The following is an 8,988-nucleotide window of genomic DNA, read 5'->3' as shown; positions in this document are numbered from 1 at the left end:
GACCCCAAGGAGACTTCCAAGACCTGTCCGCGGTGCGGGAATGTTTCCCGCTACAACCGGAAAACCCATGCCTGGTTCAAGTGCATCAGGTGCGGCTACCAGTCCGATGCGGACAGGGTTGGGGCATTGAACATTGCCGCCAGAGGGCTCGATGCTCTCGGGGCATGACCCTGGGAGAAAGGGGAGCGTGGCACCCCCAAAGGCCAAGGTGATGATCCGGGTCGTCCGGGGAATGCTGGCTAACCTGCGGTTGATCAGCCGCCATCCCACGACGGGATGCCCCCAATTTATTGGGGGGAGGATGTCACTAAACCAGGTGGCCTATGATCTCCAGAAATGCCTCCACCACCTGCGGGTCGAACTGCTTCCCGGCATGGCGCTTTAATTCCTGCACGGCCACGGGCAGGGGTAGAGCCTTCCGGTAGCTGCGGTCCGAGGTCATGGCGTCAAAAGCGTCGGCCACGGCCAGAATGCGGCTCAGAAGCGGTATTTCCTCGCCCTTCAGGCCCATGGGGTAGCCCCCGCCGTCATAGCGCTCGTGGTGGGCCAGCACTACGGGTACCACATCCTCAAGCCAGCTGATGTGGGAAAGAATGCTGGCCCCCTTTTCCGGGTGGAGGGTTATATAGGCAAACTCCTCTTTGGTAAGAGAGCCCGGTTTGTTTAAAATGCTCTCCGGTACGCCGATCTTGCCCACATCGTGGACTATACCGCAGATGTAGGCCAGGCTGATCTCCTTCTCCCCCAGGCCCATGGCCTCGGCAATCAGGCGCGCGTACTCGGCCACCTTCTCGCAGTGGCCCATGGTGTACGGGTCCCGTGCTCCAATGGCTTCGGCAAAAGCGTAAATGGTTTCAAACTGCTGGGAAATGGTCACCAGGCGGTTGAGGACCGCTTTCCGGGTCAGCTCGCGGCTCTGCATGAGGTCGTTGTAAATGCCGCAAACCCCCGCTACCTCGCCGCTCTCTTCCCGCACGAAAAAGGTATGCACCAGGTACAGCTTGGGGAGCGCGTGGGGGAAGGCCCTTATCTCCAAAATGCCCCCGGGAAACTCCTTGCCCGTTTCCAGGGTTTCCAGGACGGGGCTGCGGTAGCGTCCCTTGGCGTCGAATTTTTCCCCTTTGTAAAATGCCTCCACCAGAGGGCGGTGGAGAACTTCTTCCCTCCTTACTCCCATTGCCGCCTCGCCGGCCCGGTTGAGGTAAACAATCCGTCCGGCGAGGTCCGTGATAACCACCGGTCCGGGCATGGATTCCAGTGCCAGCCGCGCCAAGGAGAAATTTATCTCCTCCATAATTTTTCTCCCTTGCGGTTTTTGTTAAAACTTTCGCCGCCGCGGGACCTTTTTCCTGTCGAGGAAAGTAAAAACCTCCCCGCTCACTGCGGGGAGGCCTTGGCTTTGAGCGCAGCCCTGGCGGCGGCCAGGCGGGCAACAGGCACCCGGTAGGGGGAGCAGCTGACGTAGTTTAAGCCCAGGCGGTGGCAAAACTCAATGGAAGCCGGTTCCCCACCGTGCTCCCCGCAGATGCCGATGACCAGCCCGGGCTTGGCCCGGCGACCCAGCTCCACGCAAATTTGCATCAGCTTGCCCACCCCGGCCTGGTCCAAGACGATGAAGGGGTTCTCCGGCAGGATTTTCTTTTCTGCGTACTCGTGCAGGAACTTTGCCTCGGCATCGTCCCGGGAAAAGCCGAAGACCGTCTGGGTAAGGTCGTTGGTGCCAAAGGAGAAGAAATCTGCCTCCCGGGCAATCTCGTCGGCCAGGAGGGCCGCCCGCGGTACCTCAATCATGGTGCCCACGGCATATTCAAATTCCACGCCCGTTTCCCTTTTGACCTCCTCCGCTACCCGGTTAACCAGCTGGCGGAGGAGGGCCAGTTCCTTGACATCGCTAACCAGGGGGATCTCCACCTCGGGAAAGACCTTTGCGCCTTCCCTCACCAGCCTGGCGGTAGCCTGGAAGATGGCCCGCGCCTGCATGGCATATATTTCCGGGTAGGTAATGCCCAGGCGGCAGCCGCGGTGGCCCAGCATGGGGTTGAACTCCGCCAGCGCCCGCACTTTTTTAAGCGTCTCCTCCTTGGCCCTGATTTCTTCCTCGGAGCCGCCGGTGAGGCGCAGGCGGGTAATCTCCACGGCCAGCTCTTCGCCGTTAGGCAGGAATTCGTGCAGGGGCGGGTCCAGCAGCCGGATGGTCACCGGGTAGCCTTCCATGGCCTTTAAAATGCCGTAAAAGTCCTCCCGCTGCATGGGCAGGAGCTTTTCCAGGGCCGCCTGTCGTTCCTGCGGGGTGGCGGCCATGATCATCTCCTGCACGATGGGCAGGCGGTCGGGGGCCATAAACATGTGCTCGGTGCGCGTGAGGCCGATACCCTCGGCCCCCAGGGCGCGGGCCCTGGCGGCATCTTCCGGAGTGTCGGCATTGGCCCGCACGCCCAGCACGCGGACCTCGTCGGCCCAGCGCAGCAGCTCCTCGAACTCCGGGGAGAGTTCCGGCTCCACAAGGGGCGCTTCCCCAAGCATGACCTGGCCCGTAGCGCCGTCAATGGTTATGACGTCGCCCTTTTTCACCACCAGGTCCTGCACGTAAAACTCTTCCCTATCGTAGTCAATGCGGATGGCCTCGCACCCGCAAACGCAGGGCTTGCCCATGCCCCTGGCCACCACGGCGGCGTGGCTGGTCATGCCGCCGCGGGAAGTAAGCACTCCCTGGGCGGCCACAATGCCGTGTATGTCGTCGGGCGTGGTTTCCGTGCGCACCAGGATGACCTTTTCCCCCTTATTGCCCAGGGCCTCGGCTTCGTCGGCGTCGAAAACCACCTTCCCGCTGGCCGCCCCCGGCGAAGCGGGCAATCCCCGGGCAATGACGTTGAGTTTGGCGCGGGGGTCAATGCGCCGGTGCAGCAGCTGGTCCAGCTGCGCCGGGTCCACCCGCAGGAGCGCCTCCTCTTTGGTGATGAGGCCCTCCCGCACCATGTCCACGGCTATCTTCACCGCTGCCTGGGCGGTGCGCTTGCCCGCCCTGGTCTGCAGGATGTACAGCTTGCCGCGCTCGACGGTAAATTCAATATCCTGCATGTTGCGGTAGTGCTTTTCCAGGCGCTCGCAAACGTCGGCAAACTGCCGGTAGATTTCCGGCATTTCTTCTTTTAACGTCTCAATCGGCAGCGGCGTGCGGATGCCCGCCACCACATCCTCGCCCTGGGCGTTGGGCAGGTACTCGCCGTAAAGCTCCCGCACCCCGGTGGCCGGGTCGCGGGTGAAGGCCACCCCGGTGCCGCAGTCGCTGCCCAGGTTGCCGAAAACCATCACCTGCACGTTTACCGCCGTTCCCAGGTCGTCGGGGACTCTGTGGATGCGGCGGTAAACAACGGCCCGCTCGTTATTCCAGGAGTTAAACACGGCCCGGATGGCCAGGAAAAGCTGCTCGGTGGGGTCCTGGGGGAACGGGCGGCCCGTCTCCCCTTCAATGAGCGCCTTGTATTCCTCAACCACCTGGTCCAGGTCTTCGTCGGAAAGCTCGTAGTCGTAGCGCACTCCCCGCTTCTGGCGCCACCTTTCCAGGATGAGTTCGAATTTGGCGTGCTCCACGCCCAGCACCACATCGCCAAACATATGCAGGAGGCGGCGGTAGCAGTCCAGGGCAAAGCGCCGGTGGGCAAGCCGGGCCAGCCCTTCCGCGGTGCGGTCGTTTAAGCCCAGGTTCAAAATGGTATCCATCATGCCCGGCATGGACACGGGCGCGCCGGAGCGCACGCTCACCAGGAGCGGGTTTGCGGGGTCACCAAAAACTTTGCCCGTCTTTTTCTCCAGCACCCCCATCATTTCCCGCACCTGGTCTTCCAGCCCCGGGGGAAACTGCTGGCCGCAGCGGTAAAACTCCCGGCAGGCCTCGGTGGTAATAATAAAGCCCGGCGGCACGGGAAGCCCTATATTGGTCATTTCCGCCAGGTTGGCTCCTTTACCACCGAGAAGGTCCTTCATCCCCGCGTGGCCCTCTTCAAACAGGTAAACGTATTTTTTACCTGACATTTCTCTCCCCCCTGTAATAAATCTCCAGGACGCGGCTGGCAGTTTCCTCCACAGCCTTGTTGGTCACGTCGATGACCGGGCACTTCACCTGGCGCATGATTTTTTCCGCGTACTCGAGCTCGTAGAGGATGCGCTCCATGCTGGCGTAGTTGGCATCCGAGGTAAGCCCTAGGGATTTTAAGCGCTCCCGCCGTATTTCGTGGAGCTTGTGGGGATCAATGGTCAGCCCGATCACCCGGTGAGGGGGCAGCTTGTAAATTTCCTCCGGCGGGGCCACTTCCGGCACCAGGGGCACGTTGGCCGCCTTAATGGCCTTGTAGGCCAAGTACATGCAGAGGGGCGTCTTGGAAGTCCTGCTGACGCCAATAACCACCACGTCCGCCCGCAGGATGCCGCGGGGGTCTTTCCCGTCATCGTACTTGACGGCAAAGTCCACGGCCTCCATCTTGCGGAAGTATTCTTCATCGGTGCGGCGGATGAGGCCCGGTTCAAGCCGCGGCTTCCTGCCCCCCACCTGTACGAGGGCGTTTAACATGGGGGTGAGGATGTCCACGGTGGGTATGCCATAGCGGCGGGCCTCCCTTTCCAGGGCCTCCCGCAGCTCGGGCACCACCAGCGTGTAAGCAATGATGGAAGGGGAAGCGCTGGCTTCCCGCACGACTTCGATTATCTCCTCTACGTCATGCACAAAAGGCACGCGGTGGATGTCCACCGCCCCGGAATCAAACTGGCTGGCAGCCGCCCTGGCCACCAGCTCCGCAGTTTCCCCAATGGAGTCGGAAATGATGTAAATGGACGGGTTGATGCCAGAAATGGTTACCTCCCCCTTAACTCCCTTCTCCCAGCTCCACAAAGAGGCGGACCACGTTGGTCTTGGTGAAGCGCCCGATGACCTCCAGGTCTTTCCGCGGGTCCCCGCCTTCCACCGGCCGCACCACGGGTAGCGCGTCCACCTCGTGTGTGATCAGCTTCTTGGCCGCCGCCCACACCGATTCCTCGGGGCCTACGGTGACCACGTTGGGCATGCGGGTCATCACCACGCCCACGGGTAGCTGGTGAATGTTGTGACCGCCGAGGGTGGTCTTCAGGAGGTCCTTGCGTGAAACAACCCCTTCCAGTATGCCCCCTTCCCGGACCACAATGAGGGTGCCCACGTCTTCGATGAACATGGTCACCACCGCATCGTAGACGGAGCAGCGCTCCGAAACCACCACCGGCACGGACTTAACCTCACCCACCTTTATGCGGTGGAGCTTTTCGGCAATGAGCTTGTTGGGGGTCCTACCGCTGTAGTAATACCCCACCCGCGGGCGGGCCTCCAGGAGGCCCGCCATGGTGAGAATGGCCATATCGGCCCGCAGGGTGGCCCTGGTGAGCTTCAGGCGCTCGGCAATTTGCTCGCCGGTGATGGGCCCTTCCTTTTTAACGATTTCCAGGATGGCTTCCTGCCTCTTGGTCAGCTCCAATTTTACCGCCCCTCAAGGCAATTGTGTTACACTAATCGGTTCTCAAGGTAATTATATTATACGTCGGTAGGCCCATCTCCTGTCAAATTAAGCATGAATCATGTATACATATATGTTTATCCCGCCTGGGAAATGACCAGCTTGCTTAAATCGGCCACATTTAAGACCAGGGTGGCCACCGCCTTTAGCAACCCCAGCCGGTTGTTACGGGTTTTCTCATCCTCCACCATGACCATCACGGCATCAAAAAAGCTGTCCACCGGTTCCTTTAGCCGGGCCACGGCCTTCAAAGCTTCCAGGAACCTCCTCTGTGCCAGGTGCTCTTCCACCGCCCCCTGCACTTCCCTTATGGCCCTGTAGAGGTCCACCTCCGCCGGGTGCACCAGGGCGGCGTAATCCACGGTGGTGGAGCCGTGCCGGCGGGAGAGGTTGTGGGCACGGGTGAAGGCGGTGTGGACGGCTTCAAACTCCTCCCCCTCCCGGAAGGCGGCGAGGGCCTGCAGCCGCTCCAGGGCGCCGGCCATATCGTCAAAGCCCACGGCCAGCACCGCTTCCACCGTGTCGTAGGAGAAACCCCGCTCCGTAAAAATACCCCTCAGGCGCTGGGCAAAGAACTCCGCCAGCCTGGACAAGAGGGCTTCCCTGGGCAGATCCAGCTTTACCTGCCTCCTGTACTGCTCGTACGCCTGCTCGGCAAGCTCCCGCCAGGAGAAAACCAGCCTCCCGTCCAGGACGATGTGGCAGAAGCCCAGGGCTTGCCGGCGCAGGCCGTAAGGGTCCTGGGAGCCCGTGGGCTCAATACCCACGGCAAAGCAGCCCACCAGGTTGTCCATCTTTTCTGCCAGGCTCAGGATGCGCCCGGCCATGGTGGCCGGCAGGGCGTCGCCAGCAAACCGGGGCAGGTAATGTTCAAAGATGGCCCAGGCTACCTCCGGATCCTCCCCACCGCGCAGGGCGTATTCGCGCCCCATTACTCCCTGCAATTCGGGAAACTCGTAAACCATGGTGGTCACCAGGTCGGCCTTGCACAGGTAGGCGGCCCGCGAAACTTTTTCCCTCTCCTGCGGCGCCAGGTGGAATACCCCTGCCAGGTAGCGGGAGAGCCCCACCAGCCTCTCCACCTTGTCGTAAAGCGAGCCCAGGTTTTCCTGCCAGACCACTTTCTTTAAGTCCTCCACCCTTCGGGCCAGCGGCACCGCCAGGTCTTCCTTCCAGAAGAAAACGGCATCGGCCAGGCGCGCCCGCAGCACCCTCTCGTTGCCCGTGCGGATGGTGTCCAGGTGTTCCTCGTTGCCGTTGGCCACGGCAATAAAGCGGGGGAGGAGCTTCCCCTGGGCATCCCAAACGGGGAAGTAGCGCTGGTGCTCTCGCATGGGGGTGATGAGCACTTCCCCCGGTAGCTCCAGGAAGCTTTCCTCAAAGCTGCCGCAGAGGGCCACCGGGTACTCCACCAGGTTGGCCACCTCGGCCAGAAGCTCCTCATCGCGCTCCACCCGTCCCCCGATGCGCGCGGCCAGCTCCTGCACCTGGCGCCAGATCATCTCCCGCCGCGCCCTATGGTCCACCACCACCCGGCCTTTCTCCATAATTTCAAAGTAATGGGCGGCATGTTCCACTTCCAGCGGGCCCCGGCTTAAAAAGCGGTGCCCGTAGGTAACGCGCCCACTCCGCAACCCGGCGTAGGTAAACTCCACCACTTCGCTCCCGTAGAGGGCCAGGAGCCAGCGGATGGGGCGGGCAAAGCGCACCTCCAGGTTTCCCCAGCGCATGGGCTTGGGAAAGTGCAGCCCGGAGATGAGGGCCGGGCAGATCTGCGGCAGCACCTCCATGGCAGGGCGGCCCTCCTGGCGCAAAACGGCAAAAACGTATTCCACCGGCCCCACGCTTTTTATGACCAGGTCCTTTACCTCCACGCCCTGGCTTTTGGCAAAGCCCAGCGCCGCCCGCGTCGGCTCCCCCGCCTGGTTAAAGGCCACCTTCACCGCCGGCCCCCTCACCTCTTGCACCAGCGGGTCCTGCACTTCGGCCAGGCCGCACACGTAAAGGGTGAGGCGCCGGGGGGTGCCGAAGGTTTTAATTTCCCGGTAGCGCAGGCGGTTTTCCTGCAGGACCGCCGCCGCCAGCTCCTTTAGCTGCTCCACGGCGGGGTCTATGAAGCGCGCCGGTATTTCTTCCGTGCCGATTTCCAGCAGGAAATCCCTTTCGCTCATCGAGTTGCCCCTCCTCTCGCGGCTGAAGCCTTCTGAAGCAAGGGAAAGCCCAGCTTCTCCCTCTGGGCCAGGTAGGCCTCGGCGCAGGCCCGGGCCAAATTGCGCACGCGGTGGATGAAGGCCGTGCGTTCGGTGACGCTGATGGCCCCCCGGGCATCCAGCAGGTTAAAGGTGTGCGAGCACTTGAGCACGTAATCGTAGGCCGGCAGGACCAGACCCTTTTCCACGATGCGTCGCGCTTCCCTCTCGTACATTTCAAAGAGCTTGAAGAGCATTTCGGTGTCGGCCTGCTCAAAATTGTAGTGAGAGTGTTCCACCTCACCCTGGTAATGCACATCGCCGTACGTGAGGCCATCCGCCCACTCAATGTCGAAAACATTGTCCTTGCCCTGAATGTACATGGCCAGCCTCTCCAGGCCGTAGGTTATCTCGGCAGAAACGGGCCGGCAGTCGATGCCCCCGCACTGCTGGAAGTAGGTGAACTGGGTGATTTCCATCCCGTCCAGCCAGACCTCCCAGCCCAGCCCCCAGGCGCCAAGGGTGGGGGATTCCCAGTTATCCTCCACAAAGCGCACGTCGTGCTTGTAAGGGTCGATGCCGATGGCCTTGAGGCTCTCCAGGTAAATCTCCAGCACATCGTCGGGGGACGGCTTCAGGATCACCTGGTACTGGTAATAGTGCTGCAGCCTGTTGGGGTTCTCCCCGTAGCGCCCGTCGGTAGGGCGGCGGGAAGGCTCCACATAGGCCACGCGCCAGGGCTCCGGCCCCAGCACCCGCAGGAAGGTAGCCGGGTTCATGGTGCCGGCCCCCTTCTCCAGGTCGTACGGCTGCTGGATGATGCAGTGCTGATCGGCCCAGAAGCGGCTTAAAGCCAGGATCAGGTCTTGAAAATTCATGTCTACATTCCCCCCTGTAATAGAGAAAAAAGTGGTATGTGACATCCTCCCCCCAATAAATTGGGGGGCATCCCGTCGTGGGATGGCGGCTGATCAACCGCAGGTTAGCCAGCATTCCCCGGATGACCCGGATCATCACCTTGGCCTTTAGGGGTGCCACGCTCCCCTTTCTCCCAGGGTCATGCCCCGAGAGCATCGAGCGCTTTGGCGGCAATGTTCAAAGCCCCAACCCTGTCCGCATCGGACTGGTACCCGCACCTGATGCACTTGAACCAGGCATGGGTTTTCCGGTTGTAGCGGGAAACATTCCCGCACCGCGGACAGGTCTTGGAAGTCTCCTTGGGGTCGACGTAGATTACGGGCACCCCGGCAAGGGCGGCCTTG

The 8,988-nt window shown here is 61.7% G+C and carries 8 protein-coding genes; 1 reads left to right on the top strand and 7 read right to left on the bottom strand.

Going from position 1 to position 8,988, the window contains the following annotated elements; all coding sequences use genetic code 11:
- A partial coding sequence (locus G454_RS21060) for a zinc ribbon domain-containing protein (RefSeq protein WP_156896821.1) occupies positions 1 to 168 on the top strand: 168 nt, incomplete at its 5' end.
- 139 nt (positions 169 to 307) lie between these two features.
- On the opposite strand, the gene G454_RS0113950 is transcribed toward G454_RS21060, so the two are convergent.
- The 7 genes from G454_RS0113950 to G454_RS19375 all read right to left on the bottom strand — a co-directional run.
- Positions 308 to 1,273, bottom strand: a complete 966-nt coding sequence (locus G454_RS0113950) for an HD-GYP domain-containing protein (protein WP_211230111.1) — start codon at positions 1,271 to 1,273, stop codon at positions 308 to 310.
- Between the two features lie 104 nt (positions 1,274 to 1,377).
- Complete coding sequence (ppdK, locus tag G454_RS0113945) at positions 1,378 to 4,032, bottom strand: pyruvate, phosphate dikinase (RefSeq protein WP_027719091.1); 2,655 nt, start codon at positions 4,030 to 4,032, stop codon at positions 1,378 to 1,380.
- Positions 4,022 to 4,885, bottom strand: coding sequence for a pyruvate, water dikinase regulatory protein (locus G454_RS0113940; protein ID WP_027719090.1), 864 nt, complete (start codon positions 4,883 to 4,885; stop codon positions 4,022 to 4,024). Before G454_RS0113940 ends, ppdK begins: the two co-directional genes overlap by 11 nt.
- The gene (ccpN, locus tag G454_RS0113935; RefSeq protein WP_027719089.1) at positions 4,860 to 5,498 is read right to left on the bottom strand and encodes a transcriptional regulator CcpN; all 639 of its coding nucleotides are present in this window, start codon (positions 5,496 to 5,498) and stop codon (positions 4,860 to 4,862) included. The genes G454_RS0113940 and ccpN overlap by 26 nt, the downstream gene beginning before the upstream one ends.
- A gap of 116 nt (positions 5,499 to 5,614) precedes the next feature.
- A complete protein-coding gene (gene glyS, locus G454_RS0113930; protein WP_027719088.1) occupies positions 5,615 to 7,708 on the bottom strand; it encodes a glycine--tRNA ligase subunit beta in 2,094 nt (697 codons plus the stop codon).
- Entirely contained in the window at positions 7,705 to 8,604 is a 900-nt protein-coding gene (glyQ, locus tag G454_RS0113925) for a glycine--tRNA ligase subunit alpha (protein WP_027719087.1), read from the bottom strand. The genes glyS and glyQ overlap by 4 nt, the downstream gene beginning before the upstream one ends.
- A 179-nt stretch (positions 8,605 to 8,783) precedes the next feature.
- Positions 8,784 to 8,988: zinc ribbon domain-containing protein (locus G454_RS19375; protein WP_035107959.1), on the bottom strand; the 205-nt coding region annotated here is incomplete at its 5' end.

It is taken from the genome of Desulfovirgula thermocuniculi DSM 16036 (assembly GCF_000429345.1).
In the GTDB taxonomy this organism is placed as follows: domain Bacteria; phylum Bacillota; class Desulfotomaculia; order Desulfotomaculales; family Desulfovirgulaceae; genus Desulfovirgula; species Desulfovirgula thermocuniculi.
The sequence above is the reverse complement of the archived record's forward strand: the minus strand, read 5'-3'. Positions and strand labels throughout refer to the sequence as shown.